Annotated in this window: 24 protein-coding genes and 4 pseudogenes; 10 read left to right on the top strand and 18 right to left on the bottom strand. The window is 64.2% G+C overall.

Going from position 1 to position 25,541, the window contains the following annotated elements; genetic code table 11:
• A pseudogene (locus FFS27_RS08265) lies at positions 1–257 on the top strand (hypothetical protein); the annotation flags it as partial.
• Between the two features lie 7 nt (positions 258–264).
• Here the strand turns inward: FFS27_RS08265 and FFS27_RS08260 are convergent.
• Positions 265–1,392, bottom strand: a complete 1,128-nt coding sequence (locus FFS27_RS08260) for an aminopeptidase (protein ID WP_003118564.1) — start codon at positions 1,390–1,392, stop codon at positions 265–267.
• Between the two features lie 91 nt (positions 1,393–1,483).
• On the opposite strand from FFS27_RS08260, the gene FFS27_RS08255 reads away from it, so the two are divergent.
• Positions 1,484–1,900 (top strand): PA0061/PA0062 family lipoprotein, encoded by a 417-nt coding sequence (locus tag FFS27_RS08255; protein WP_003083614.1) that lies wholly within the window; start codon positions 1,484–1,486, stop codon positions 1,898–1,900.
• 56 nt (positions 1,901–1,956) lie between these two features.
• On the top strand, positions 1,957–2,394 hold the full coding sequence (locus tag FFS27_RS08250) for a PA0061/PA0062 family lipoprotein (RefSeq protein WP_003083612.1): 438 nt from the start codon (positions 1,957–1,959) through the stop codon (positions 2,392–2,394).
• Positions 2,395–2,405: 11 nt separating this feature from the next.
• On the opposite strand, the gene FFS27_RS08245 is transcribed toward FFS27_RS08250, so the two are convergent.
• From FFS27_RS08245 to FFS27_RS08230, 4 genes are all read right to left on the bottom strand, one after another.
• The gene (locus tag FFS27_RS08245; protein WP_003114662.1) at positions 2,406–2,639 is read right to left on the bottom strand and encodes a DUF1161 domain-containing protein; all 234 of its coding nucleotides are present in this window, start codon (positions 2,637–2,639) and stop codon (positions 2,406–2,408) included.
• 110 nt (positions 2,640–2,749) lie between these two features.
• Positions 2,750–3,205, bottom strand: a complete 456-nt coding sequence (locus FFS27_RS08240) for an OsmC family protein (protein ID WP_021263016.1) — start codon at positions 3,203–3,205, stop codon at positions 2,750–2,752.
• An 83-nt stretch (positions 3,206–3,288) separates the two neighbouring features.
• Complete coding sequence (gene dsbM, locus FFS27_RS08235; RefSeq protein WP_009314899.1) at positions 3,289–3,993, bottom strand: disulfide reductase DsbM; 705 nt, start codon at positions 3,991–3,993, stop codon at positions 3,289–3,291.
• Positions 3,994–4,055: 62 nt separating this feature from the next.
• Positions 4,056–4,943, bottom strand: a complete 888-nt coding sequence (locus tag FFS27_RS08230; RefSeq protein WP_003083599.1) for an MBL fold metallo-hydrolase — start codon at positions 4,941–4,943, stop codon at positions 4,056–4,058.
• Between the two features lie 107 nt (positions 4,944–5,050).
• Here FFS27_RS08230 and osaR point away from each other — a divergent pair, with 107 nt between their 5' ends.
• From osaR to FFS27_RS08210, 4 genes are all read left to right on the top strand, one after another.
• Positions 5,051–5,971: an oxidative stress response transcriptional regulator OsaR gene (gene osaR, locus FFS27_RS08225; protein ID WP_003083596.1), complete on the top strand. Its 921-nt coding sequence runs from the start codon at positions 5,051–5,053 to the stop codon at positions 5,969–5,971.
• 65 nt (positions 5,972–6,036) lie between these two features.
• Complete coding sequence (locus FFS27_RS08220; protein WP_021263013.1) at positions 6,037–6,543, top strand: DUF1993 domain-containing protein; 507 nt, start codon at positions 6,037–6,039, stop codon at positions 6,541–6,543.
• Positions 6,544–6,581: 38 nt separating this feature from the next.
• Entirely contained in the window at positions 6,582–7,130 is a 549-nt protein-coding gene (locus tag FFS27_RS08215) for an RNA 2'-phosphotransferase (protein WP_023100703.1), read from the top strand.
• Between the two features lie 207 nt (positions 7,131–7,337).
• On the top strand, positions 7,338–7,766 hold the full coding sequence (locus FFS27_RS08210; RefSeq protein ID WP_003083588.1) for a cupin domain-containing protein: 429 nt from the start codon (positions 7,338–7,340) through the stop codon (positions 7,764–7,766).
• Positions 7,767–7,818: 52 nt separating this feature from the next.
• On the opposite strand, the gene asnB is transcribed toward FFS27_RS08210, so the two are convergent.
• The 3 genes from asnB to FFS27_RS08200 all read right to left on the bottom strand — a co-directional run bounded on the left by asnB (position 7,819) and on the right by FFS27_RS08200 (position 10,612).
• Complete coding sequence (gene asnB, locus FFS27_RS08205) at positions 7,819–9,651, bottom strand: asparagine synthase (glutamine-hydrolyzing) (protein WP_023100702.1); 1,833 nt, start codon at positions 9,649–9,651, stop codon at positions 7,819–7,821.
• Positions 9,652–10,272: 621 nt separating this feature from the next.
• The gene (locus FFS27_RS33205; RefSeq protein ID WP_003083584.1) at positions 10,273–10,410 is read right to left on the bottom strand and encodes a PA0050 family protein; all 138 of its coding nucleotides are present in this window, start codon (positions 10,408–10,410) and stop codon (positions 10,273–10,275) included.
• Positions 10,411–10,471: 61 nt separating this feature from the next.
• Positions 10,472–10,612, bottom strand: coding sequence for a PA0050 family protein (locus FFS27_RS08200; protein ID WP_003083582.1), 141 nt, complete (start codon positions 10,610–10,612; stop codon positions 10,472–10,474).
• A gap of 616 nt (positions 10,613–11,228) precedes the next feature.
• Between FFS27_RS08200 and FFS27_RS08195 the strand changes: the two genes are divergently transcribed.
• Complete coding sequence (locus FFS27_RS08195) at positions 11,229–12,890, top strand: hypothetical protein (RefSeq protein WP_023100701.1); 1,662 nt, start codon at positions 11,229–11,231, stop codon at positions 12,888–12,890.
• Positions 12,891–13,171: 281 nt separating this feature from the next.
• Positions 13,172–13,555, top strand: coding sequence for a helix-turn-helix domain-containing protein (locus FFS27_RS08190; RefSeq protein WP_003083575.1), 384 nt, complete (start codon positions 13,172–13,174; stop codon positions 13,553–13,555).
• A gap of 14 nt (positions 13,556–13,569) precedes the next feature.
• Here FFS27_RS08190 and FFS27_RS08185 read toward each other — a convergent pair whose 3' ends face one another.
• The 4 genes from FFS27_RS08185 to exoT form a co-directional block, all read right to left on the bottom strand.
• Entirely contained in the window at positions 13,570–14,235 is a 666-nt protein-coding gene (locus FFS27_RS08185; RefSeq protein ID WP_003083573.1) for a DUF799 domain-containing protein, read from the bottom strand.
• Positions 14,232–14,585: a DUF4810 domain-containing protein gene (locus FFS27_RS08180; RefSeq protein ID WP_003083569.1), complete on the bottom strand. Its 354-nt coding sequence runs from the start codon at positions 14,583–14,585 to the stop codon at positions 14,232–14,234. The genes FFS27_RS08185 and FFS27_RS08180 overlap by 4 nt, the downstream gene beginning before the upstream one ends.
• Before the next feature lie 30 nt (positions 14,586–14,615).
• Positions 14,616–15,302 carry a CsgG/HfaB family protein gene (locus FFS27_RS08175; protein ID WP_003111706.1) on the bottom strand — a complete coding sequence of 229 codons (687 nt, stop codon included), beginning with the start codon at positions 15,300–15,302 and terminating at the stop codon, positions 14,616–14,618.
• A 495-nt stretch (positions 15,303–15,797) separates the two neighbouring features.
• Positions 15,798–17,171, bottom strand: a complete 1,374-nt coding sequence (gene exoT / locus FFS27_RS08170) for a T3SS effector bifunctional cytotoxin exoenzyme T (RefSeq protein ID WP_003111705.1) — start codon at positions 17,169–17,171, stop codon at positions 15,798–15,800.
• A gap of 163 nt (positions 17,172–17,334) precedes the next feature.
• On the opposite strand from exoT, the gene FFS27_RS08165 reads away from it, so the two are divergent.
• On the top strand, positions 17,335–18,744 hold the full coding sequence (locus FFS27_RS08165) for an MgtC/SapB family protein (RefSeq protein ID WP_021263010.1): 1,410 nt from the start codon (positions 17,335–17,337) through the stop codon (positions 18,742–18,744).
• Positions 18,745–19,008: 264 nt separating this feature from the next.
• Here FFS27_RS08165 and FFS27_RS08155 read toward each other — a convergent pair whose 3' ends face one another.
• The 6 genes and pseudogenes from FFS27_RS08155 to FFS27_RS34080 all read right to left on the bottom strand — a co-directional run.
• Entirely contained in the window at positions 19,009–19,404 is a 396-nt protein-coding gene (locus FFS27_RS08155; RefSeq protein ID WP_003083536.1) for a hypothetical protein, read from the bottom strand.
• 179 nt (positions 19,405–19,583) lie between these two features.
• A pseudogene (locus tag FFS27_RS08150) lies at positions 19,584–19,781 on the bottom strand (transposase); the annotation flags it as partial.
• Between the two features lie 1,355 nt (positions 19,782–21,136).
• A pseudogene (locus FFS27_RS08130) lies at positions 21,137–22,156 on the bottom strand (hypothetical protein); the annotation flags it as partial.
• Positions 22,157–22,171: 15 nt separating this feature from the next.
• Entirely contained in the window at positions 22,172–22,873 is a 702-nt protein-coding gene (locus FFS27_RS08125) for a transposase (protein ID WP_021263006.1), read from the bottom strand.
• Positions 22,874–23,103: 230 nt separating this feature from the next.
• The gene (locus FFS27_RS08120; RefSeq protein WP_019485604.1) at positions 23,104–23,421 is read right to left on the bottom strand and encodes a hypothetical protein; all 318 of its coding nucleotides are present in this window, start codon (positions 23,419–23,421) and stop codon (positions 23,104–23,106) included.
• A 1,238-nt stretch (positions 23,422–24,659) separates the two neighbouring features.
• A pseudogene (locus FFS27_RS34080) lies at positions 24,660–25,541 on the bottom strand (DUF637 domain-containing protein); the annotation flags it as partial.

The following is a 25,541-nucleotide window of genomic DNA, read 5'->3' as shown; positions in this document are numbered from 1 at the left end:
CGCGCCTGCCGGCGCGCCTGCAGCGCTTCGCCGCCGGACGCGCGCTGCTGCTCGCGGTGGTCGCCATGCTGCTCTGGAGCGTGGCGCTGCTGGCGGTCGGCGGGGGGCTGGCGCTGCTGATGATCCTCGGCCTGGCGCCCGCTGGCATCGGCTATACGCTGCTGGTGGCGCTGCTCGGCGTCGGCCTGTTGGCGCTGCTCTGGCCGATCGGCCGGCTGGCCACGCGCTGGTGCTACGCCGACCAGCTCGCCGCCTGAGCAGGCGTCAGGGCGCTGCGGCGGCCAGCCGCTGCAACGCCGCCTGGCGCTCTGCCAGGGGGAGCTGGCCAAGGGCACGGACCCGCGCATAGAACGCCGGCCAGTTGCCGCCGACCTGGCGGAACAGCACGGCGAACGCCGCCACCCATTGGTCGTAGAGGCCGAAGGGAAGCAGCTTGGCATTGTTGAACGGCGCGTCGATCCAGGCCTTGAACGGCGACTCGCCGCCCCATTCGCGCTGGCTCAGCGCCGCGTACTCACGGCGCAGGCGCTGGAATTCGGCAGCCTTGCCGGCACGCTTGGCGGCATCGTCCAACGGCCCGGCATAGAGTGCTTCGAGGCGCGCACGACTGGCCAGGACCAGCGCGGTGAACTGCTCGCGGCGCTTCTCCTCGCGGCCGTCCGCCGGCGGCAGTCCACGATACTCGCGCCACTGGCGGGTACCTTCCTGTTCGACGAAGGTGGCGAAGGATTCGTTGAAGGCGGTGTCGTCGCGCAGGTAGAACTTCTGGTGCGCCAGTTCGTGGAAGATCAAGGTCGCCAGCCGTTCGTCGTCCCAGCGCAGCATGCTGCTGAGGATCGGATCGTCGAACCAGCCGAGGGTCGAGTAGGCCTGCACCCCGCCGACGTAGACGTCGTCGCCGAGCGCCCGCTGGCGCGCCGCCTCGGCGCGCGCGGCGGCCTCGCTGTAGTAGCCGCGGTAGGCCACGCAGCCGGCGATGGGGAAGCAATGGGTGACCGGCTGCAGCGACAGCTCCGGGGTGGCGAACACGTTCCATACCACGTAGGGCCGGCCGATATCGGCGTACAGGCGATAGCTGCGGTTGTCCGGCAGGCCGAGGCGTTCGCTGGCGAATTGCCGGGCCTTTTCCGCTTTCGCCAGGCGTTCGCGCAAGCGCGCGTCGCGCTGCGGGTCGGCGATCACCGCGGCGGCCGGCTCGCGGGCGCGCAGCAGGGCGAACTGGCCGCTGGCCAGTTGCCCGTAGTAGGAGACGGTCGAGCAACCGCTCAGCGCCAACAGCGCCAGGCAGGGAACCCAACGGGGCAGTCGAAGGTCAGCAAGCGGATGGCGAAGGCGGCGTGGCATGGGCGGAACATAGCACAGCACGCGGACCGCCCGCCGCCCTACCAGCACCGGTCCGCGATCCGGCGAGGCGGAGGAACGCAAGGCGTTTTTCCAAGGCGCGACGGATGGCGGCCGGGTTAAAGGAGCTTCGGAGTCTTCTATGCGTACGCTGCTGCTTGCCGGTGGCCTGCTCGTCCTGAGCGGCTGCTCACTGCTGATGCCCACCCCCGACCCGAACCGCGCCTGGGTCGACCTCGATACCCAGCCCGACGCCGATCTCGCCGCCGTGGAAGTCGACGACAAGAGCTGGGACCGCACGCGCTACTTCGAGGTCGATCCCGGCACCCGCGAACTCACGGTGCGCTACCAGTTCACCGTCGACCCGACCAACATCGGCCCCGTGGACAGCCCGCTCTGGCGCGATTGCCAGCTCAACCTCAAGTTCAAGGACTTCAGCGCCGGCCAGCGCTACCGCCTGGAGGCCGGGCACATCGGCTTCCGTCCCTGGGCGAAGCTCTACGACCAGGACAACAGGGAATTGGCGCGCGGCCGCGAGGGGCGCTGCGCGAAGGTCTGAACGGCGCAAGGCGAGGGCGCTATGCTAGGAGCTGAACGCCCTCCGGAGCCCGCCCCATGCGTCCACTCACCCGTCTCGTCCCGCTCGCGCTGCTGCTCCTCGCCGGCTGCGCCGGACCGCTGCCGCAGCCGGACCCGCAGATGGCCTGGGTCGAGCTGCGCAGCGCGCCGGCCAACACCCTGCTGGCCGAGCGCCTGGACGGCGAGCGGTTGAGCGACGGACGCTACTTCCAGGTCACTCCGGGACGCCATGTGCTGGAGGTGCGCTTCCAGTACGAACTCTATGGCGGTTCCGGCGGCGGGGGGGGCGGCTTCGGCGAGCCGGTGCAGATCAACTGCTACCAGCAGGTGGTCTATGACGGCTTCGAGGCGGGCCGGCGCTATCGCCTGGAGGTGCGCCCGCAATTGCGCAGGGCGCTGGCGCTACTGAGCGACGAGCGTGGCGAGGTGGTCGCCCGTTCGAACTTCCAGACCAGCCGCTGCCCGCCGTACTGAAACGCAGCGGCTCAGTCGTCGTTCTTCTGGTAGATGATCTTCTTGGTGCCGTTCTCGCAACTGCCGACCACCATGTTCGGGTCGCTGACTTCGTCGTTGCGCACGATCTCCAGGGTGTAGGAGGTCACCCCGGCCGACTGGATCTTGGTCTCGATCTCCGCCTTGAGTTCCTCGCACGGCTTCGGCGCGGCCAGCGCCGTGGCGCTGAACAGCAAGGTGGCAATCCCCAGCCCGATGGTTTTCATGACCCGTCACTCCTCGTCGATGCCTGGCAGCCGAGTGCTGCGCAGCGCATCCTGCCGCATTCGACTGCGGCAGGCCAGGGCCAGTTCGCCGGGCTGGGGAAGCGTTCCGCTCAGCCGTCGAGGCTGGCGTCCAGGCTGATCTTCGCGTTGAGCACCTTGGATACCGGGCAACCGGCCTTGGCCTTGTTGGCGATCTGCTCGAAGGTCTGCGCGTCCGCCCCCGGCACGCGCGCCCTGAGCACCAGGTGCACGGCAGTGATGGCGAAACCGTCGGACTGCTTGTCGAGGGTGACCTCGGCGCGGGTCTCGATACGTTCGGCGGTCAGGCCGACCTCACCGAGCATCATCGACAGGGCCATGCTGAAGCAGCCGGCGTGGGCCGCGCCGATCAGCTCTTCCGGGTTGGTTCCCGGTGCGCCCTCGAAGCGGGTATTGAAGCCATAGGGGTTGTCCTTGAGCGCGCCGCTTTCGGTGGAAAGGGTGCCCTTGCCGTCTTTCAGGCCGCCTTGCCAGACCGCCGATGCCGTCTTCTTCATGTCGACTCCTCCGGAGCTGTGGATGGACATCCGCTCGCGTCGGCGAGCGGGCATGTCTACATGGGAGGACGACGCAGCCGGACAAGTTCAGTCCGCCTGCGCGGCGGCGGGATTCAGGCGCAACCGTCGATGCGGCAGAGCGGCGCCGCGGCCCCGCCCACGGCATCGCTGCCGCCGGCAAGGCACAGCTGCGTTTCGAGGAGAGCCCGCCAGTCGTCCGGCTGGCCGAGGTAGCGCCCGGTGTCGAGCACCTGCAGGCGGCCGTCGCGCTCCAGGGCGAAGGTCGGGAAGCCAGCGGCGCCGAGACGGTTCATCAGCCGCCGACTGTCGGCGAAGTGCGCGCGCAGCGGCTCGCCGGAGCAGGCGTCGAACGCCTCGGCGAAGCCCTCGCCAAGCCCCAGTTCGGCACCCAGCTCGAGCAGCACCGGACGCTCGGCGATACGCCGGCCCTCGACGTAGTGGGCACGCTGGATCCGCGCCAGCATCGCCGCGCCGAGGCCGTCGAGCGCTTCGGCGGCAAGCACGGCGGCGGTCGGCGGGGCCGAGTCGAATACCGCGCTGGTGTCGCGCAGCAGACCGTCGAAGTAGTCCTTGCCGAACGGCTGGCCGGTCAGTTGGGCGATCCGCAGGTCATGGGGCATCACGTAGTGGCGCAGACCGGCGCCGACCGGCTGGCGGTTGGCATCGGTCATCATGCCGCCGCCATGCAGGCGTACGTCCAGACCCGTCACCTCGCGGGCGGCGGCGAGCAGCGGCGAGGCGCCGTAGCACCAGCCGCAGAGCGGATCGTAGAGGTAATGCAGGGTGAGGTCGTTCATCTCGGTCTCCACGAGACGCCCCGCAGGGGACGCCTCGATCAGCGGCTATCGGCGGGCGCGGCTCAGGGCCACTGCATCTCGCCCTTGAGCACCTTGGCGCTCAGCTCCAGGCCTTCCTCGCCCGGCAGGTTCGGGTAGCGGCGCTTCATCGCCTCGACCAGCGCGGCGGAATCCCTGGCCTTGGGCAGTTCGGCTTCCAGGGCCTTCAGGTAGTCACGGGTGAAGCGCACGCCGTCCAGGCCCTTCGGCTCCTCGCCGGTGAAATGGCCGGGCACCACGCGCCGCGGTTGCAGCGCCTCGATCCGGTCGAGCATCGCCACCCAGGCCTGGCGCGAGGCCTGGGTCTGGGTATCGGCGGTCCAGACGTGCGAACCGGATTCCACCAGCACGCCACCAACCACCGTCTTCAGCGACGGAATCCACAGCACCGTGCGGTCCGGGCTCGGCCCCTTCAGGTCGACCACCTTCAGGGCATGGCCTTCCAGCTTCAACTGGTCGCCCTTCAGCGGCTCCGGCACCACCAGCGACGTCGGCGCGTTGTCCTTGAGGATCGGCCCCCAGTAGGCCAGCTTGGCGTCCTTGGTCGCCTGGATGTGTGCGACGGTCTGCGCCGTCGCGAGGATCTTCGCCTCGGGGAAGGCGGCCTTCAGCACGTCGAGGCCGAAGTAGAAGTCCGGGTCGCCGTGGCTGATGTAGATAGTGCTGAGGGTCTTGCCGCTGGCCTGGATACGCTTGACCAGTTGCTCGGCGTCGGCGCGGGAGAACTGCGCGTCGATCAGCATCGCCTCGCGCTGGCCCACCAGCAGTTCCGAGGACACGGCGAAGATCGCCTTCTCGCCGGGGTTGTAGACCTCCAGCCGCAGCGGTTCGGCGCTGGCGGCGAAGACGCCGGCGGCACCCAGCAGGGCGGCGGCGGCGAACAGGGAACGAAGCAATCCATGGCGCGACATGAGCGGTTCTCCAGGCAGTGGGATCAGAGGCTTGCCATGTTAGTTGCTTGAAAGCGCGCAAAAATCCCCGCAATAATCACAGCTTTGTTGCATGGATCGAGCGAATCATGGACCGCCTGACCGCCACCCGCGTCTTCGTCGAGGTCATCGACAGCGGCAGCCAGACCGCCGCCGCCGAGCGTCTGGACATGTCCCGGGCGATGGTCTCGCGCTACCTCGCCGAGTTGGAGGAGTGGGTCGGCGCACGCCTGCTGCACCGCAGCACCCGCCGCCTGAGCCTGACCGACGCCGGCGCGGAGCTGTTGCCGCAGTGCCGCGAGATGCTCGCCGTGGCCGACGCCATGCAGGCCACCGGCCAGACCCGCCGCGACAGCCCGCGCGGCACTCTGCGCATCACCAGCAGCCTGTCCTTCGCCCAGGCCTGGCTGACCCGTGCCGCCGCCGCCTTCGTCGAGCGCTACCCGGGCACCGCCATCGACCTGCAGGTCAACAGCCAGGTGGTCAACCTGGTGGAGGAGCGCATCGACCTGGCCCTGCGCATCGCCAACCAGCTCGACCCCAACCTGATCGCCCGCCGCCTCGGCGAATGCCGCTCGGTGATCTGCGCCGCGCCGGACTACCTGCGCCGCCACGGCACTCCGCGACGCCCGGAGGACCTGGCGCTGCACAACTGCCTGACCTACTCCTACTTCGGCCGCAGTCTCTGGCAGTTCGAGCGCGACGGCGAGCCGACCAGCGTGCCGGTGGGTGGCAGTCTCAGCGCCAACGAATCCACCGTGCTGCTGGAGGCCGCCGCCGCCGGTGCCGGGATCAGCCAGCAGCCGCTGTACTCGGCAGCCCCGCTGATCCGTAGCGGACGCCTGGTGGCGCTGCTGCCGGAGTGGTCGCCGCAGGTGCTCGGCATCCACGCGGTGTACGCCTCGCGCCGGCAGATGCCGCCGGCGCTGCGGGCGCTGCTGGACTTCCTGGTCGAACGGATGGCGGCCGATCCGCACTGGGACGAGGCGGGCCCCCTGGCGCTGGCGTGAAAGCCGGGTAGACTGCTGGACGCGCCGCCTTCGACGCACCTTTATCCCCTGTCTGGAGCACGTCCATGTCCCTGTCGATCTACCAGGCTTCGATCCCGACCTTCCTGCGCACTCTCGGCAACCTCTCGGCGATCCTGAAGAAAGCCGCCGCCCACGCCGAAGCGAAGAACATCGATCCGCGCATCTTCATCGACGCCCGGCTGGCGCCGGACATGTTCCCCCTGGCGCGCCAGGTACAGATCGCCAGCGACGCCGCCAAGGGCGCCGGCGCGCGGCTGGCCGGGCTGGAAGTGCCGAGCTACGCGGATACGGAAACCACCTTCGACGAACTCCAGGCACGCATCGCCCGCACCGTCGAGTTCCTCGAGGGCATCCGCGAGGAACAACTGGACGGCGCCGAAGAGCGCAACGTGACCCTCAAGGTGCGCGGCCAGGAGATCAGCTTCAACGGCCGCGACTTCCTCTTCGGCTTCGCCCTGCCCAACTTCTTCTTCCACGCCACCACCGCCTACGCCATCCTCCGCCACAACGGCGTCGAACTGGGCAAGATGGACTTCCTCGGCGGCGCCTGAGGTTCCCGCGCCGGGATGGCACGCACAAGGACCATGGAATGGATCGGAAAACCCTCGACGACACCAGCAAGTTCCTCAGCTATGTCCTTCGCCACCAGCCCGAGGCCATCGGCCTGACGCTGGACGGCGAAGGCTGGGCCGACATCGACGCCCTGATCGCCGGCGCGGCGCGGGACGGCCGCGCCCTCGACCGCGTGCTGCTCGGCGCGGTGGTCGAGAGCAACGACAAAAAGCGCTTCGCCCTCTCCGCCGATGGCCAGCGCATCCGCGCCGTGCAAGGCCACTCGCATGCCGCGGTGGCCATCGCCTACGCCCCCGCGGTCCCGCCCGCAGTGCTCTACCACGGCACCGCCAGCCGCTTCCTCGACTCCATCCGCGAGCGCGGCCTGGTTCCCGGCAGCCGCCACCACGTCCATCTCTCCGCCCGCCGCGCCACCGCCCTGGAAGTCGGCCGCCGCTACGGCAGCCCGGTTCTGCTGGAAATCGACGCGCGCGACATGCATCTGGCCGGGCACCTATTCCACCAGGCGGAGAACGGCGTCTGGCTGACCGAGCGGGTACCCGTGCGGTTCATCCGCGAGGCTTGAGAAGGCATCGCCTCTCATCGGGAAGCCGTAGGGTGCATAACGCGCAGCGTTATCCGCCGATACGCCGAGGCTAAAGGAGGAAGCCGCCGCCTGCGATGAACCAACCGCCCCCTTGATGGCCCGCTGCCGCCTAGCAGAAGCGGCAGTGGAGCAGGCGGTGAAAGCCGGCTTGACTGAGGAAAAACACCGACAAGCGCAGGACGCCCGATGGACCTTCGCCCCAGCCACGTGCATGTGTTCCCACCCAGCCGCGACCTCCCGGCCGCAACCAGTCCGCACCGCGAAACCCTGCTGCGCAGCGGCTGCGCCTGGAACGGCTCGCTCTACCTCGGCTATCCCCTCGGCCAGCCGCAGCTCACCGTGCAGCGCCTGAGCCTGGCCGCCCACGAACGCCTGGACTGGCAGGTCCATCCGATGCCCAGCGCGCTTTACGTGCTCAAGGGCGAACTGCGCCTGGAGACCCGCGACGGAGCCCAGAGCACGCGGGTGCTGGAAGGCGAGGCGGCGGGTTGCCTGATGAACATCATCCATCGCCTGATAGCCGGGGCCGAACCGGTGGAAGCCCTGCTGTTCCATGCCGGCGTGGAAGGCATGCCGGTGGGGCTCGGCGAACGCGGCGAAATGCCCGACGCCTGAAGACGCCGGCGGGCCGGACAGCAGCCCGAACCCGCCACGCCCCGCGTCACGCTCAGGCGGAGAGCCCGTACAACCTGAGCCAGCCTTCCAGCGCCAGTGCGGTCTCCAGGTTGTGGCGGCTCACCTGGGTGTTGAAGTACCCCTCCGGATGCTCCAGTTCGGCGGCCAGGAACTCTCGCGAAACGATGCCGAACACCGGGTTCGTCGCGTCCTCCAGCAGGCGCCGCACGCTCCCGCGCAGGAAACGCTCGTAGCCGAGGTTGGCAGAAGTCGGATAAGGGCTCTTGCGGCGCTTGAGCACGGCTTCCGGGACATAGTCGGCGCAGGCCCGCTTGAGCAGCCACTTCTCCTCGCCGTCCCGGCTCTTGATCGACCAGGGCACGTTGTAGACGTACTCCACCAGCTCATGGTCGGTGTAGGGCACCCGCACCTCCAGGCCGTTGCACATGCTCAGGCGATCCTTGCGTTCGAGCAGCAGCACCATCCAGCGCTTCAGATGCAGGTGGCTGAACTCGCGCATCCGCCGCTCCTCCGGGCTGTCGCCGGCCAGGTGTTCGACCTGGCGCAGCCCATCGTCGTAGCTGGCCTGCTGGTACTGGAGGAGATCGCAGCGGCGGTTGAAACCGGCGTCGATGAAGCCGGCCGGCAAGCGCACCCTGGAGGCCCAGGGGAAGCGCGCCGCAGCCACCGCCTGCGGATCGCGGAACCAGCCGTAGCCACCGAACAGCTCGTCGGCGCCTTCGCCGGAGATGGCCACCGTGGAATGCCGGCGGATCTCGCCGAACATCAGGTGCAGCGAGGTATCCATGTCGCCGAAGGTGAAAGGTACGTCCTTGGCCCGGAATACCTCTTCGCGCGCTCGTTCGCAGACCAGTTCGGCATTGTCGATGAGCACGGTGCGATGACGGCTGCCGATGTACTGCGCGGCCAGCAGGGCGAACGGCTGGTCCTGGTCGGGACGCAGGTCGTCGCTGCGGAACTGCTCGGCCTGGCCGACGAAGTCCACCGAGAATGAATTGATGTCGCCGCCGTGCTCCGCCTTCGCGATGCGCTGGGCGATGCCGGTCAGGGCGGTCGAATCGAGCCCACCCGATAGCAGCGAACACACCGGAACGTCGGCGTGCAATTGCGACCCCAGGGCGCGGGTGACCAGTTCGCGGGTGCGCTGCACGGTGCTCTGCAGGTCGTCGGCATGCTCCTGGCGGCGTACCTCCCAATAGCGGCGCAACTTCGCCTGGGAATTGGGACGCCAGGACAGCAGGTGGCCGGGCAGCAGTTCCTGGACCTCGCGGAACGGCGTCTGCGAAGTGCCCCGGGACAGCGTCAGGAGGTCGACCAGGCCGACCGCGTCGAGCCTGGCGGCGAATTCCGGATGCGCCAGGATGGACTTGATCTCCGAGCCGAACAGCAGTCCCTCGCGGTGCCGCGCGTAATACAGCGGCTTGATGCCCAGGCGGTCGCGCACCAGCAGCAGGTGGCCGTCGCGGCCATCGAAGACGGCGAAGGCGAACATCCCGGTCAGGTACTCGCAACAACGCTCGCCCCATTGCAGATAGGCGTGCAGGACCACCTCGGTATCGCTGCGGGTGCGGAACTCGTGTCCGGCCCGGCGCAACCGCTCGCGCAGGGCATCGTGGTTGTACACCTCGCCGGTGTAGACGAGGGTGACCTCCTGGCCGGTGGGAAAGCGATAGGACATCGGCTGCACGCCGCCGCTGAGGTCGATGACCGCCAGCCGCCGGTGACCCAGCAGGGCGTTGCGGTGCTTCCAGATGCCCTCGGCATCCGGCCCGCGCAAGGCGAGCGTATCGGTCATGGCGAAGATCGCCGGAAATTCGTCGTCGAGCTTGCGCGTGTAATCCACCCAACCCGCGAGACCGCACATAGGGAAACTCCTCTAATTGATGTTTATCGGGAAACTCATCCAGAGAACATGCTGAAAACACCCGTGCGGCCGGACAGATTGCCGGCGTACGAATGCTTCGCCCAAGGCGGTCGATGTATGAACTTTTCGAGGACCTGAAGATAAGCAGTTTCGGCAGGCCTGCGCCCAAGGAAGGCCAATGATAGAACAGGAAAAAACGTGGCCGAGTTAATTAATATCTATCTAAATCTGGTAGCTGTTTTTAAAAAAACAAAGGAAAAACAATAATCTACAAAATTAATGAAACATCCTGAAACATCATTATGCGGCTCTACAACCAGATATTACAGGGTCGTTCACGGCTCTTTCCAAAGACTTAGAAAGCTAATCCAATTAAACTTATAATTGCTTTACGGCAATCATATGGATAGCCAACTAAGCAAATGACTACAACAAACTCAGATCGTACAACTATTGAATATAAGAGTTGTCCACCGACGCTGATTTCGTGGCAACGTTCGACGCGACGATGGACGAGCGGGAAAAGTAGGGCGGCGCGGGGAATGGAGAATTAAAGCAGGCAACTTCGAGCGATCCATCCGGAAGCGGGCCCGCTGCACCGGGCCCGCCAGACGACCTACCTCAAGGGCATTCGCAGGTCGACGGACCGAACACCGGCCCGCTGCACGGGTCCTCGGATGGGCCGAAAACCGGGCACGCGGCCTGGGCGGTAAGAGAGAAGCCACAGAGCAGGAACACAGCCAACAGTACTTTCTTCATTTGCAACCTCCTGGTTGGTAATCGAACGCTCCCTGTCCCTGGTCGAGGGTACAGTCGGTCATCACGGGCACTCGCAGACGGTCGGTCCCAGCACCGGGCCCGCGCAGGGATCTTCCCCCGGCCCGAGCACCGCGCAGTCCGCCTGCGCCGTGAGCGAGAACATCCACAGCAGCAGCGAAGCCGCCAGCATCTTCCTTTTCATCTGACCTCCTTGGTCGAAACAGCGATCAACGATCCGTGTCCTTCTCCGAAAACAAGGGCATTTGCCTGCAGAGGGACCGAACGCCCGTCCGCTCGCGGCGCACCGCAAGACTCGCCGGCGAGCCGCCGGACCCCGGAGAGCAAAGACCAGCCCGAGCGAACGCGCCAGTGCGGTGGATTGCCGCAGCGCCAGCGAAAGTACCGGGGCAGGGCGCTTCGGCACCGGTTCGCCATCAACTTTTCCTATCCCCGGCGGCCACATAAATTCGTTGGACGCCCCGCGCCGGCGCCTCCAAGAATGCCGCACGGGTGCGAAGTCCGGCCGTGCACCCACCGACGCCCCAAAACAGCAAGAACAACGATCGGTGCATCCATGGCAAAGGACCTGACTTTCCCAGACGCCTCCGCGTCGTCCCGCAACCCTCCCTCCGCGCGCCTCCGTCTACCGGCGACACGCGCCCCCTAGCACCGCCCTCCCGTCCGCCACCGCAGCAACCCGCGACGCACCTTGCGTCGGCCCCGGCCCCGGCCCCGCGCCGCCGGCGGGCGCCGTTCGCCCGCGCTCCGCCCGCCGCACCGATCAACCCATGAACCGAACAAGAACAGGAGTCCACCCGATGCGCTACGCCCCTCACGCAAGCCGATACTCCCTCTTCACCCTGGCCGTCTCGGCGGCCCTGCTGCCCGGCGCCGGCTGGGCCGCCAACGGCGACCTCGCCGGCGCCCGCACGCCGCCCAGCGTCGCCTGTTCCTGGGACCGCGAGGCAGCGTTGTCCTACGAGGAGCGCCGGCTCGACACGCCGCTGCCGTTCAGCGGCGCCAACGTCGTCACCCACGACCAGACGCCGCTGGCCGAGCGCATCGTCAAGGGCGCCGGCTTCGACGGCTTCGAACCGGCCTTCGCCAAGCGCCTGTGCACCGCCGACGGCCGCACCCCGGTCACCAGCTACGCCAAGGCACTGAAGCTGGTCACCGAAGAGGGCCGCGCGCTGTGGCGCGCCGCCGTCGACCGGGCCCAGGGGCGCCGTGCCATTCCCGCCGGCGCGCTGCCGGCCAGCGATGACCGCATGCTCTACTGGACGCGCCTCTACATGACCCGCACCCTGCGCCAATGGGCGCCATCCTTCCGCCTCGGCAAGGCCCAGGCCCAGGCGCTGCAATGGCGCTTCGAACGCGCCTCGCGCGGACAGTTGGACATCGACCTGCCGCGCCGCTACGCCGCCGACGGCTCGCGCTACCGGCGGATGATCATCAGCGGCTTCGACGTCTTCACCCTGGGCACTCCCGGGACGGCGAACACCGGCCTGCGCAACGGCAACCCCTCGGGCGCCACCGCCCTTGCGCTGGACGGCCGCGAGTTCAGGCTGGCCGACGGCAGCCTGCTGCGTATCGAGGCCTACCTGTTGCCGGTCAGCTACGACCCGTTCAACCGCGGCATGCAGGAAGACACCCTGGGCCCCTGGTTCCGCCCCGGCCCGCGCCGGGTCGACGCCTCCATCACCATCAGCCAGGGCGGCGCCAACCAGTTCTGGCTGGAGGCCTGGAACGGCCGCTTCCACGGCTCCTCCGCCGGCAACGACGGCATCGTCTACTGCCCCGCCGACAGCGCTTTGCCCAACTACGTGCTTCCCCTGGGCAGCGTGACCAATCGCGGCACCGCGCCGATTTCCCTGCGGGGCTCCGGCTGCAATATCAACCCGCCGCGCCGCTGGCTCGGCTACGACAGCGCCAGCCGTTGGCGGCAGAACCTGCCGGCACAGTTCTCCAAGGCCTCGCTGCCGGTCCGCCAGTTGCTCGCCGCCGATACCTGGCGCGGCATCGAGCGGCCGCCGGGCGCTACCAGCCAGGCCGCGGAAGGCTTCGACGTCACCTGGCACACCAACTACGACTTCTTCCCCGATTGCGCCAACCCGCGCACCGAAAACGTGCCGACCAACGGGGTGATGAACGCCATGCCCGATCCCTCCCTGGTGCTCCCGCCGAACCGACGGATCTGCGCGCGCAACGGCGGTGGCGGCGACTACCTGTCCAACGAGAGCGCCTACCGCAACACGGTGCTGCGCGACGCGTTCCGCCTGGAGATTCCCGCCGGGCACATCCATGTCCCGGTGATGAACAACTACTACACCGGCGTACCGGCGAGCGGCGGCGGCGCGCGCAACGACAACGCCATCAGCGACGCCCGCTACGAGGCCTACCGCAGCGCCATCGTGGCGCAGACCCGGGCGCTGCTGGTGGGCGTCGGCAACGCCCTGGCGCAGGGGGCGCAAGCGGACTAGTCCTCGCCAGGCGCAAGGCCCTCGCGACCTATCGCTTCGCCGCAGAGCCGAACTGTCGCCGACGCAGGCCAACGGGACGGTAGCCCGTCGCTTCCGCCTCTACTGAATCGAAAAAGGCGGCACGCGGGGAAACCTCGGACTCACGACCCGGAGCTTTCCCAGGCCCGCGCCGGAACGGTAGGGCAGAGTCGAAGAGTGGGAACGCCGATGATGGAGACAACCGCCATCGCCCGCATCACCGGGGCGGTGGCAAGGATTTCCCCTGACTTGGAGAGTTTTCCATGAGCTTCGCGCAGAATCTCCTACGCCTACGCCAGCAGAACGCCCTGACCCAACGGCAGATGGCCGAGCGACTGGGCATCACCGTGAGCCAGTTGCGGCACTTCGAAACCAAGGGCGGGCACCCGTCGCTGGTGGTGCTGCAAACCATCGCCGGACGTTTCGCGGTGCCCCTCGACTGGCTGGTCTGCGAGCGCAGCGAGCGGCAGGCGCTACCGGAAGACCTGCGCCTGCAGTTCGAGGCCATCGGCCGCCTGCGGCTGGACGAGCGGCGCGCCATCCGGGCGTTGCTCGACGACCTGATCCGCCAGTACATGGCCAAGCGCAACGCAGCGGCCAAGCCCCTCCCGGCGGCTTGCGCCGAGGCCACGGAAACGTCCCCGTAGCCCCGGCGCACGGCTCAGTCGCTGCCGTACCTCGGCGAGCGCGGGCCGTACAACAGTCCGCCCGGCTGGCCGGCCGAGAGCAGGCGCGCACTGGTCATCCCGGCGATCGGATAACCGGCGTCCTCCACCGAACTGTTGATGATCTGCTTGACCGCCGCGGTGATCAGCATGCCCACCAGGCCGCCGTTGTTGCCGCCGTTGCCTTCCTCGCTGGAGGCGGTCGCCGAGCCGGTCCACAGGGTGGTGCCGGATCGCAGGTCGACCAGCTTGGCGCTGGCGGTGACGATGGTCGCGCTGCTGATCACCATGTAGCGCGTGCCGTAGTCGCTCACCGTGACGTACAGCGCCGCGTCGGCGCCATAGATCTCGCGCAGCTTGGCCGGGGACACCTGGTGCACGTCGCCGGCGCTGGTCAGGCCGTTCTGGCGGAAGGTCTCGTCGGCCAGCGCCACCGGCACCACGTAGTAGCCGGCCTCGGCCAGCGGGAAGGTGACCTGCGAGAGCATGCTGTAGGTCGCCTTCACGTCGGGCGACTCGTTCAGCGGCGGCAGGACCAGGATCGAGCGCGGCTTGGCCTGCTTGAACGCCGAGTAATCGACGCTCTTGGTCGGCGCGCAGCCGCCGAGCAGGGCCAGCAGGGTGAAACCGGCCACCAGGCCGGACAGTCGGGCGAGTTTCAACGGGCACCTCCACGGGCGTTGTTCAGGAGGAAGTCCATGTAGGTCGCCGACTCGGGAAACAGCGCCTTCTCGGTCTCGAACTCGCGGACCATCTGGTCGTCCTTGCCGATGCTGGAATAGAGCAGCCCCAGCTGGGCGTGGTAGCCCGGCGGCACCGCGCCGTTCTTCGCCCGGATCTTCTCGAGGTCGGCTTCCAGCGCCTGCGCCTGGGCCTCCTTGGATTCACCCTTGAAGTATTCGTGGACCTGGGCCTGGTAGCCCTCCCACTGGTACAGCGTCTTCGGTCCGCTGCACCCGGCCAGCGCCATGCTCCCCAGCAGCGCCGCCGTCCATGTGATCGTCTTGCTCATGTGTGCCGTGATTCCCTGGTTTCTGGTGGATTATTGGTTCTGTGGCTTCCAGGCGCCGCTATCGACCGCGTTGACCAACTTGTTCACCGCCTCGCGCATGGCCAGGTCGAGAACCTTGCCGTTGAGGGTCGAGTCGTAGCTGGCGGTGCCGCCGAAGCCGATCACCTCGCGGTTGGACAGGGCGTACTCGCCAGCGCCCTGGGTCGAATAGACGACCTCCGAGGTAGAGATGTTGACGATGTTCAGCGCCACCTTGGCGTAGGCGATCTGCGACTTGCCGCGGCCGAGGATGCCAAACAGCTGGCGGTCGCCGACTTCCTTGCGGCCGAACTCGGTGACGTCGCCGGTCACCACGTAGTCGGCACCCTTCAGGCGCTGGGCCTGGCCCTTGATCGCAGCTTCCTGCTGGATCTCGCTCATGTTGTCGCGGTCCAGCACGTTGAAGCGATTGGTCTGCTGCAGGTGGGTGATGAGAATGGTCTTGGCCTGGCCGCCGAGGCGGTCGACGCCATCGGAAAAGATCCCGCGCATGTAGCTGGAGCGGTTGTCGAACTTGCCTACCGCAATCGGCGAACGCACGCCGCTGTAGGGTCGGTTGACGCTCTCGACCTGCTGTACCGGCAACGCGGTGGAGGTCTCGGTGGCGCAGCCCGCCAGGCCGGCCAGGGTGGCGACGGCGAGGAGCGGCAGTAGTGCTTTCTTGGCGCTGTGACTCATGGGGTTCTCCTGGAAAAAAACGCTATCGACGCGGAGCGGCTTCTAGCCGCCCCGTGTGCGGAAAAGAGGGCGTAGTGAAAATCGAGGAAGGCCAGGCGGCACGGCGGCGCGCCAAGGCGAGGGGCGAAATGGGGTGGCCACGATTTCTTTCCTTGAAATACGAATGCGTCGATCAACCGGCGCTCCCGGCCGGCCTTGGAAATCCGAAACAATCGTGCGGGAAGCGATGCACGAACCGTATGAGCCATCAATAGGCCATCTCGGTGAGCGGCAAAGTTACCACAGTTATTCCGATCGTTTCGTTATGCAGGAAGCATACTCGGAGAATTCTGACTGCGTCTCGTTCGCAGGATCGAGGTGGGACGCCGGGCACCGGTGTCCGCCACCAACCGGTGGCAGCCAGGCAGGCCTCCTTGCCGCCCATTGCGCCCGACGCTGTACGGCGCAAATGAAAACGGACACCCCTTGGGAGTGTCCGTCTCTGCCGTCGACCGGTCAGGCCAGGTCGAGGCCGCGCATTCTCAGGCGCAGGTCCTGTTCCTGGGGCTTGCCTGAACGATCCGTCCCGGTTGCCAGGTCCAGGGCATCGAGCAGTCCCTCGCCGTGGCCGCTCCGTTCCCCCAGCGTGGCCTCTTCGAGCACCCGACGGGTCACACCCTGCCCATCCTTGGCGCTGAGAAGCACGCGCATGTCGGTCCCCTTGTCGTAGAGGATCTCCTGCTCATCGCCCTCGATCGATATCTCGCTGACATCGATCCCGGATCTGCCGAACAGGGTGGTTATCGTGCCCTGGCCCGCGAAGCTCCTGGCAACGCCGGGGTCCCGGGAGGTGGAGAGATAGCCGGCGTCGTGGCCGACCTGGCCCTCTTTCACCGCCTCGAAGGCATCCCTGCCCTGGGTGCCGCGGAAGGTCTTCACGACCTGTTCAGCCGGTCCGCTCTTTTCGAACGCAGCAGACATGCCCCGGTCGATCAACGCCTGGCCCGCATCCAGCTCCCGTCCCTGACGCAGGGACCGATTCAGGTGCTGGTACTCGCCGTTGGTATAGAGACCGAGCGCCATCACCTCGGCATCGCTGTACGGCCCGTCCGGGTGTTCGCCGAGGTACTGCTCCGCCTCCAGCCCGAAGTGCTCCACCAGGCCATCCGCCAGCGCCTTGTCGACAGGCTCACCCTTTACCTCGCTCTCTACCGCGTGGCGCAACAGGGCGACCTTGTCCATTACCGCATGCAGTTGGACGGCGATTTCGCGCAGTTGCTCCGGGCTTGCGCTGAGTACATGCTGGCTGGCGGCACCGCCCGCGGTCCCCCACTGTTGCAGCGCGATCCCCCCAACGCTCTGTTCGAGCAGGCGGGCAGCCTGGGTACGGGAAGCTTCGATCAGGCTGCCATCGCGAATCCCGACCAGGGCGGTGGCCAGCGAGCGCAGAGCGCCGTCGCCGCTGGCCAGGCGCGTGTGATCCTTCGCCAGTCTCTCCGCTGTCAAAGTCGCCAGCTCGCTCGCCTTGCCAAGTCCGCCCAAGGTCAGGGGCAGTGCCTTTTGCAGCATCATCTGCTTGATCTCGGCGGCAGAGAGACTGGCGGCAGGCGGCGCGTCCTGACGGGAGAGCGGCGCCTGGGTGGCGGCGTGGGCACGGCTCCCCAGCAGTTTGCCCAGCCACTCGATGATCGCCACGAAGGGACGCGCGAGGGCAGCCCCCAGGCGGGAGAGCAGGCCCTCGCCCTTCGGTGCTTCCTGGCGCTGGGCCAGTTGTTGCGCCTCCCGGGGAGTGGCCACCTGGCGGGCCTCGACCTGTCCCAGGCGCCCGGCCACGGCCTGGCTCAACTCAGCCACGAAAGACGGGTTCTGCTGAGATGATTGAATATGCATGATGATTGACGTCTCCTGATGTTTCCCCGCCAGTCTAGGAACGAGGCGCCCCTCCGCCTATCAGGATTGGCCGTGGTTTTTTTACTGTTGGCGGCCGTCGGAGCACGCGGAAAGAGAACCGTCAGCGGCCGAAAAACAGCGGACTTTCCCTACGCCAGCTCCCGTGCGCCTACACCGGGGCGGAGAACCCGATGGATACCGGCGGCAGCGCCGGCCTCATGGCAGACGGCGTACCACCGTGCAGGCACCTCGGGGTCGTCTGCTGCTATGGTGCGCACAGGCACGTCGCCATCCTCTCTCCCGGCGAATGGAATCGAGCATGACGCTTTCCCTGGATCTGTTGTTGAGCCTGTGCACGGCCCTGGCCATCGGCCTTCTGATCGGCGCCGAGCGCGGCTGGCAGGAGCGCGACCACGAAGATGCGCGGCAGATCGCCGGAATCCGCACCTTCAGCCTGGCCGGCCTGCTCGGCGGCTTCGCCACCCTGCTCGCGGGCGAACTGGGCAGCGCGGTCTGGGTAGCCTTGCTGCTGGCCCTCGCGGCGCTGGCCGTGGCCGGCTACGTGAGCGATGTCAGGCGTGGCGGCGACCAGGGCATGACCACCGAGATCGCCCTACTGATGACCTTCCTCCTCGGCAGCCTCGCCCTCACCGAACAGCGCCTGCTGGCTGCCGCCGGCGGCATCGTGCTGACCCTGCTGCTGAGCCTCAAGGACAAGCTCCACGCCCTGCTGAAGCGCCTGACCGCCGAGGAACTGTCGGGCACCCTCAAGCTGCTGTTCATCTCCGTGGTCCTGCTGCCGGTGCTGCCCAACCAGGGCTACGGTCCCTGGGCGTTCTTCAATCCCTACCTGACCTGGTGGATGGTGGTGCTGATCGCCGCCCTCGGTTTCTCCGCCTACCTGGCCATCCGCCTGATCGGCTCGCGCAAGGGCCTGTTGCTGACCGCGGTGCTCGGCGGCCTGGTGTCCTCCACGGTGATGACCCTGACCCTGGCGCGCCTGCGCGAGCGCATGCCCGACGCCCTGTTGGCGTGCGCCCTGCTGGCGACCTCGGCGCTGATGTTCCCGCGCATCCTCGTCGAGATCGGCGCGATCCACCCGGCCTTGCTGAAGGAACTGGCCCTGCCATTCGCCGCCACCACCCTCGTCTACCTTGGCGGCACGCTGTTCCACGCCCTGCGCGGCGGCCGCGCCAGCCAGGAGGCGCCCGACGAGCCAGGCCTGCGCAACCCCTTCGAACTGCTCCCGGCCCTGCGCTTCGCCGCCCTGCTGAGCGCGATCCTGCTGTTGGTGGAGGTCGGCCGGCGGCTGTTCGGCGATGCCGGCATCTACGCGGTCGCGCTGCTCTCCGGCCTCGCCGACGTCGACGCGATCACCCTGTCCCTGGCCCGCGCGGCGCAGGGCGAACTCGATCCAGGCGTGGCCAGCCGCGGCATCGCCCTTGCCGCCCTGAGCAACAGCCTGGTCAAGGCCGGCCTGGTCGTGCTGGTGGGCGGCAAGCGGCTGGCCCTGCAAACGCTGCCCTTCAGCCTGGCGGGGCTGCTGGTAGGAGCGCTGCTGATCCTGCTGTGAGGCGCCGGGGAAAGCTCGGAGCGCCGCTGGACGAAAGCGACGACAACCGCCTGGCGCCCCGCATCAACCTGCGCGGCTACTGGCTGCAACGGCCGGGTTTCGAGGACCGGACCAGGACCCGGGTGAGGCAGGGCGGCCTGGCGATCACGGCGGAGCGAGGGGAGGGGACGCCTCCGCGTTGGACTGAGGCGTCTCTGCGAGGTCGGAGACAAGGCGGTGGCTGGCTGAGCCAATCGCCCTTTGCCGCGTGAAGGGCGCCCGGAACTAGCGGCACTCACCCCGCGCGGTCGCATCGACCACCCTGCCCGAGGCGTCGGCAAAGAACTCGTAGATGCAGGTGTAATAGCCGCTCTGGTTGGCCGTGCCGGTCTTCTGGTTCAGGACCGAGCTGTTGGGCGTATTGCCATGGCCCTGCTCGTAGTAGGTGTAGTCGTAGTCGTGGCTATAGTTCTCGTACTCCTTCCACACGTACTTCTGCCTGGCGGCATCCCCCGTCACACGTTCCGGCTCGCCGAAGCGCTTGATCACGTCCTGGATCGGCAAGCCGATCCAGGACTGCGCATCGCTACGCGCGCGACTGCCATAGGCCTCCATGACGCACCCCGACACGCTGATCGCAAGGGCCGCCAGGGCGGTGAGTCTCAGAGCCAGTACCGGCATATGTGCTTCTCCTTCCATGGCGGTCTGCCTACGCGGCATCCCGCTCCCTTTGCGCGGGTCGGTGTGCTGCGAATGGTAGGGGGCCGGGGCCCGCCCGTTCAACGGGAGACGGCGGTTTCCGGTGTACTAGTACATTGGGGCGCTGTGGGACGGGGCAGTAGAAAGGAGGGCCGGCAAGCCGCCAGGAGCAGATGGATATGGGTGGCCATTCGGCAAAATGCATGGAGCTTGTTATCGAAGGCATCCTCGAGGTCTTGAGGATCGGAGAGGTAGCGTTGGTAGTCCTCGTCCTCGGCGAATACCACTTGCCGATTGTGTCCCCGCTGGACCACGTGAAGCGGATAATTCGGTAAAACCACTCGCCCTTGCCTAGGCATCGCGGAGCCTCCTTACGGCGGCTGCGCTGGAGCCTCCTTGCTTAGAAAACTAGAGTAGGGAAAATAAATCTGTCCCCTTTGTTCTCTTGCCTAGGCATCGCGGAGCCTCCTTACGGCGTCTGCGCTGGAGCCTCCCTGCTTAGAAAATTAGAGTAGGGAAAATAAATCTGTCCCCTTTATGGTCCCACACCCAGTTGCAGGTGCAGTTGGTCCTTGTGGGGCGAGTCGGAAACAGGCAACACATGCGTTGCCCCGGCGAGCGACCCGCCAGGGATAACAGGGCCGGGGGTTCAGGACTCTGCGGATGTGGCGACAGGGAGGTCTTGCACGGTGCTCTTCTTCTAAATCGAAAATGTAAATTGTTAAAGAGCAAGGAATTACTGAACGGGGAAACCTACCTTTTAGTTTTAGAGTGCCAAGAATAAACCCACCCACTTATGGTAGCAACAAATTATTCTCCGGGAAAGAATAAATAACAATAATCTCTTAAATTATTACTCCAATATTCCCTCAGTTTAACCAGAAAAGATTTATCATATATTTTAAAATAAATATACTCTATAGCGTGCAGATCACTATAAAAAACCAAAAACCCCAGCCCGTCAACGGAAAATTTCTCCACTCCAGAATAGCACTCTACAAGTTCAAGGTTAAATTTCGAAATAAATTCAGACTTAACATTTAAAGATAGAGGGGCGGGAGATTTAAACTCCCACCCATCCTCTGAAAAACTAACATCTGTCCCGATAGGTAATGCAAAAGCCACCGAATATCTAGCCACAAGTATTCACTCCCATAAGCTTACAGGTATTTTATCTAATCCGGCCTTCTTTGCTGCCTCCGTTTGTAAAAAAGGGGACAGATTTATTTTTACTACTCTAATTTCAGCGACGGCGCCCACTCTGAAACGCTCAAAGCAAATAATTCGCTAAACCATGCGCCCTTACCTAGGCATCGCGAAGTTCCTTTACGACATCTGCGCTGGAGCCTCCATGCTCAGAAAATTAGAGTAGAGAAAATAAATCTGTCCCTTTATGAAGGTTCTGAATAGCTTTCAGTCCTTCTTGCTCCGAAGCACTCAGGCTCTCGCAGCAAAGCTTACTCAACTATATAAGTGGTGAATCTATTTGGCTCTTCCTCCAAGTGCAACCTTCTACACTTCGGGCATCGGTACACCGTAATGGCCTTTTCATCAAGAGCTTCATATAACTGATCAGAAGACAGCTTATCCTCGCTATCTAGCCTATCCCCCAAGCTCTCTATTGCTGACTCAGGAATTAGAGTCAACTCATAGTCTGACCATCCTTGCGAAAGGTTCATAACGTAGCCACAGGTACACGTGTACTTCGGCATAATCAGCCTCCTCCAGCAGGTCGATCAAATCGGACCAATGATCCGTCTGGTTTCTGGAAAAATATAGTTTTTATACTCTGCGCGTTAGTCTTCCCCCACATACGAGCAGCAATGGACGACATGTCAGTGCTTGGCAAGTCCGCCTGCACCAAGACTCCGCCGGCTTGATTCGACTTCTTCTCTATCGCTCGAACTATCTTTGTCGGATCAAGATTCTTCGGCGTATACACATCAATGGAACCGAGTCCATCAACATGCAAGTCCGCAGTTCGCTGCCCTTGAATACCTTTAGCTGACGCAGTGGTTTGGTGCGTAACATCGTACCCAAGACCAGATAACCCTTGTCCTGCACGTACTTCATTTGCGTCAGGTATTGCGCCGGCTTCAATCTTAATCTTCCCTGCTGTCCCAGTCGCTTTTGCGGCGAGCTTAACTGGATGGGTATAAGGCATTCCCGCCTCAGCATCCGCCAACGCCCCAATGGTAGGCAGATTAGCCTTTCCTGGGGCCACCTCTCCTTTGGGCAACTCTCCCGCCTTCAGCGCATTCATGAGCGCCTTGGCCGTTACCTTGCCAGCGGCACCGCCCATTGCCGGAACGCCGATTCCGAACGGATTGAACCCCGTCTGGTCCAGGTATGCACCGACTTCCTTCTGCCACTGTGGATTGCCGTTCCACCAGAGGTTGGCGGTCTGCTCCAGGTGCAACTGACCAGCCGTCGTCCAGTCGACAACATTTCGGCCCATCAGGAAACCGTAGGCTATATCGCTGTCACTTCCTGCCGGATTAGCTGTTTCCTGCCGGGCCACCAGCTCGTTGAGAGCCGTAGACCCCGCATCGATCTCCGCACGAATCTCCGCGCAATTACCCACAGCCACGCAGCCATTCAACCTCCGCCGGTTCTCGTCGCTACGCGCCTTGAACTCTTCCTCTACCTGACGGCAATTTCCCTGGGACTTGCATTTCTGCAAGGCATTATCCAGATCGGCCACATCCTGATGGTTGAGGAAGTTGTATTGAGAAAAAAGGGGACAGATTTATTTTCCCTGCTCTAATCTCGGCCGCCCTTGCCCACGCCGCTCTATTCTCACCCCGGCTACCCGCTCGATCTCGTCCACGAACCGTTGATTGCCCGTCAGTTGTCCACGCTGAACCGCCTCGCGAATCAGCCTCAATTCCTCGGCCGGTATCGCCTCTTTCATGAACGTTACGTATCGCCGATATCTCTCTTCGGCCGTCTGACCTAGCTCAATGAAGCAGGGATCCATATCCAACCAGTTTGGCTCCTTCAACCAATCCGCCCGCAGCCCATAACTTGACCAGGGATAGGCCGCCACATCGTCCACCATCCGCGCCCGAACAGGGTTCAGTTCGATGTACCGGCAACACGCCAGCAGGTAGACATCGCTCTGTACGACACTCGATTTATAGCGACTTTCCCACAACGTTCCGGAACGGCCCTCCAAGCGATTCCGATATCGTGTCGTGCGCGCCGCCAGCGTTTTCATCAGTTGCGCCAAGCCAGACAGCGAATCACCAGGCGCCAAGAGCAGATGGACATGGTTGGTCATCAGGCAAAATGCGTAGACCTTGATACCAAAGGCATCCTTGAGGTCCCGTAGATCGGAGAGGTAACGCTGGTAGTCCTCGTCCTCGGCGAATACCACTTGCCGATTGTGTCCCCGCTGGACCACGTGAAGCGGATAATTCGGTAAAACCACTCGCCCTTGCCTAGGCATCGCGGAGCCTCCTTACGGCGTCTGCACTGGAGCCTCCCTGCTTAGAAAATTAGAGTAGGGAAAATAAATCTGTCCCCTTTATGCTGTTGGCGCAAGATCAACAAACTCTTGCCGTTCGACTAAATGTTTCTGGAACGCGTGGCCATTCGCAACCTCCTCAGACAGGAGCTGAGAATTAAGCCTGCCTTGATTGATAGCACTTTCTGCGCCGGAGCTACCTTTTGCCCCAACTAAATATCAAAAGACTCTCTGCGACGGTATACAACCCTACCCACCTCCGAAAGCCCCGGAAGGCGTTCACGCCCCACGATCAACTCAGACCTGCATCTCAAACTAGAGCCCTGATATGCCGTATATTGGCAAACAACATCCTCAATCTCCTCAACGTCCTCTTCGTTGCTCTCTTCAAGATAAAATCTCAATACCCACTCATCGCCATCCCATAACAATGCAATCATTCTAAAATTGGCAGATATCGCACCTACCAACGCTTGAATTAGCATTAACACTTGAAAATTCCATTCTTCCAACGTTGGCTGGCTACTCATTTGGGACTCCAGTTTGGATTTGTAGGGACAATACTTGGACTCTTTGTGCCCTTGATAATAAATACATTGGTTGCCTGATCAGTTATACCAACACCGAGATTAACGTTAGTTCCAGTAACGCCCTCAAACTTGACTACTGGGAATCCCTGAGCATTTCTCCCTAGGATTTTCACTTGGCCGGTATGGTAGGCATCAAGCACTTTTTGAGCATCAGAGACACTGTTTAAGAAACCACCGCCTCCCCGTGCCTCAAGCTGCTGTGTTCCAGCAATATGGCGAAGCTGCTTCTGGCTTATCTTGGTAGAGACATCAGGAAAATCTTTCAGTGTAAGTATTCCTTTCGGACCATCCGTAACGACGCCCTTGCCTGCCCCTGCCAACCCTCCATCAATGGCCAGCCCGACCTCAACTCCCAATGCAGTCGAACTCGCGGCGTTGTCCCGCACCACGCTGGCACCCTGGCCTTGCATGGTGTGCAAGGCATCCAGATAGCCTTTCATACGGATGTCTTCAGGTAACGAGGCAACCGAGTTCCAAGCGTTCTGGATATCCCGCTCCGCACAGCTTGAACAGGTTAGCGCACCCATCAACCACAAGGCAGTTTTTGAAGGCGCGCTGACGATCCCTTCCAGTGCCAGCCCAAAGCCCGCTTGGCTACCTTCACCTTTGGCATTCAGCACTTCCGCACGGTTCGCGGGGTCCCTCGTATAGCTCGCGGGATTCGCTAGGGCTATGTTTTCCAGAACGCTGGTCAGGGCCTCCTTGTTCTTGAATAGCGCCGTCAGCCCCACCCGCTCGTTGTAGTAGTCAGCCTGGGTCACTTGGAAGAGATTGCTGTCCGGGCCTGTGCCCAGCTCCGTACGCAGATACTGAGCAGCCCGGGCAGCGTTGATGTCTGTGCCGGCCAAGGCCTGGTTCCAGCCATTGTCCACCATCATGGCGGCCGTGCTGAGAAGCTCTTTGCGGGCAGTGTCCTCGCTCAGCCCATTTTCCTGGGCATAACGTTTGACGCGCTCCACATCCGATGCGAATTTGATTTCATCTGGGTGTAGCTGCCGGTTGTACGCCGTCCCGCTTTTGGCGATCTCGGCGCCCAGACTCACATCGCCATTGACCGCACTTGCCGCGGCTACGCCAACGAGTTGCGAGGCCATCAGTTCGAGGTTTTGATCGCCACCTACCATTTTCCCAAGGAGGTTGATCATGGCCTCGTTGGCACCAGCGGCCGCCGCGCCAGTCTTGAAGTCACTGCCGGAGGCTTCGGCCAGCAGACCTCCCATCAGGGCGTGAGCCATGATTTTCGGCGGGCTGCCATCAGAGTATTTGACCGAGTCGCCAATGAAATTGAAACCTACCGCCATTCCCAGGTTGCGCGCCTGACCTGCCATGGCATTACCGAGGTTGTCGATGTAGCTGCCGCCATAGGCGGCCTGCTGCATGACCGATTGAGCAAAGCCTTGGGCAATGCTGTAGGCAGCAAATCCACCGATTCCCTCAACGGTGCTGAGCTTGAATCCTTTGGTGACTTTGTTGATGTTGTCACTGGATACGCCGAAAGCCTTGTCCAACTGCGGGCTGACGAGATAAGCCGTAGCCGCTGCGATGGCGTACCCTTTCAGACTGTCAGCGCTGGTGGCCTGTTGCAGTCCCTTGCCAAGGTCACCGCCATTGTTGATGGTGCCAATGGCGAGGTTGCTGGCCATTGCGCCATACACCGGGCCGAGGTAAGCAGCCGCAACGATGGCAATGGCCAGTGACGGCGCAGCCCCCAGCCCCGAGTTGCTGTACTTCCAGCTATCGTGCACCTCCTGCACCATGCGCCAGTCCACATCCCCGCGCTGCTCGGCCTCCTTCAGCCACGCCAGTTGCGGATCCGCCTGCACCATCGCGTCGATGGTCTGGCTCACGGTCTTCTGGTCGATATGCTTGAGGTCGATCTTCAGCCCTTCCACGGCCTTGATCGCCAGATTCCCCTGGGCCACGATCTGGCTCTGGCGCACGGTTTCGTCGGTCTGGCCCTTGCCCTTCGACGACTGCCACGCCAGGTCGCCCTTGCTCTTCTCGTGGCTCTCCTGGTGCAGGTCCTTCACCGCGTCGAAGGTCACCGCGCCGCCGCTGAC

This window comes from Pseudomonas sp. 2VD, assembly GCF_005503585.1.
Classification (GTDB): Bacteria; Pseudomonadota; Gammaproteobacteria; order Pseudomonadales; family Pseudomonadaceae; genus Pseudomonas; species Pseudomonas aeruginosa.
Note: the sequence above shows the minus strand (reverse complement) of the source record. Positions and strands in the feature narration are given on the sequence as shown.

Excerpts from the sequence above, each read along its gene's own strand:
- FFS27_RS08175 (WP_003111706.1), bottom strand. The coding sequence starts at position 15,302 with ATGAGTCACAGCGCCAAGAAAGCACTACTGCCGCTCCTCGCCGTCGCC.
- FFS27_RS08220 (WP_021263013.1), top strand. The coding sequence starts at position 6,037 with ATGTCCCTGTCGATCTACCAGGCTTCGATCCCGACCTTCCTGCGCACT.
- FFS27_RS08215 (WP_023100703.1), top strand. The coding sequence starts at position 6,582 with ATGGATCGGAAAACCCTCGACGACACCAGCAAGTTCCTCAGCTATGTC.
- FFS27_RS08245 (WP_003114662.1), bottom strand. The coding sequence starts at position 2,639 with ATGAAAACCATCGGGCTGGGGATTGCCACCTTGCTGTTCAGCGCCACG.
- FFS27_RS08190 (WP_003083575.1), top strand. The coding sequence starts at position 13,172 with ATGAGCTTCGCGCAGAATCTCCTACGCCTACGCCAGCAGAACGCCCTG.
- FFS27_RS08255 (WP_003083614.1), top strand. The coding sequence starts at position 1,484 with ATGCGTACGCTGCTGCTTGCCGGTGGCCTGCTCGTCCTGAGCGGCTGC.
- FFS27_RS08125 (WP_021263006.1), bottom strand. The coding sequence starts at position 22,873 with ATGCCTAGGCAAGGGCGAGTGGTTTTACCGAATTATCCGCTTCACGTG.
- FFS27_RS08230 (WP_003083599.1), bottom strand. The coding sequence starts at position 4,943 with ATGTCGCGCCATGGATTGCTTCGTTCCCTGTTCGCCGCCGCCGCCCTG.
- FFS27_RS08180 (WP_003083569.1), bottom strand. The coding sequence starts at position 14,585 with ATGAGCAAGACGATCACATGGACGGCGGCGCTGCTGGGGAGCATGGCG.
- FFS27_RS08200 (WP_003083582.1), bottom strand. The coding sequence starts at position 10,612 with ATGAAAAGGAAGATGCTGGCGGCTTCGCTGCTGCTGTGGATGTTCTCG.
- FFS27_RS33205 (WP_003083584.1), bottom strand. The coding sequence starts at position 10,410 with ATGAAGAAAGTACTGTTGGCTGTGTTCCTGCTCTGTGGCTTCTCTCTT.
- osaR (WP_003083596.1), top strand. The coding sequence starts at position 5,051 with ATGGACCGCCTGACCGCCACCCGCGTCTTCGTCGAGGTCATCGACAGC.
- dsbM (WP_009314899.1), bottom strand. The coding sequence starts at position 3,993 with ATGAACGACCTCACCCTGCATTACCTCTACGATCCGCTCTGCGGCTGG.
- FFS27_RS08250 (WP_003083612.1), top strand. The coding sequence starts at position 1,957 with ATGCGTCCACTCACCCGTCTCGTCCCGCTCGCGCTGCTGCTCCTCGCC.
- FFS27_RS08240 (WP_021263016.1), bottom strand. The coding sequence starts at position 3,205 with ATGTCCATCCACAGCTCCGGAGGAGTCGACATGAAGAAGACGGCATCG.
- FFS27_RS08210 (WP_003083588.1), top strand. The coding sequence starts at position 7,338 with ATGGACCTTCGCCCCAGCCACGTGCATGTGTTCCCACCCAGCCGCGAC.
- exoT (WP_003111705.1), bottom strand. The coding sequence starts at position 17,171 with ATGCATATTCAATCATCTCAGCAGAACCCGTCTTTCGTGGCTGAGTTG.
- FFS27_RS08155 (WP_003083536.1), bottom strand. The coding sequence starts at position 19,404 with ATGCCGGTACTGGCTCTGAGACTCACCGCCCTGGCGGCCCTTGCGATC.
- asnB (WP_023100702.1), bottom strand. The coding sequence starts at position 9,651 with ATGTGCGGTCTCGCGGGTTGGGTGGATTACACGCGCAAGCTCGACGAC.
- FFS27_RS08195 (WP_023100701.1), top strand. The coding sequence starts at position 11,229 with ATGCGCTACGCCCCTCACGCAAGCCGATACTCCCTCTTCACCCTGGCC.
- FFS27_RS08120 (WP_019485604.1), bottom strand. The coding sequence starts at position 23,421 with ATGAGTAGCCAGCCAACGTTGGAAGAATGGAATTTTCAAGTGTTAATG.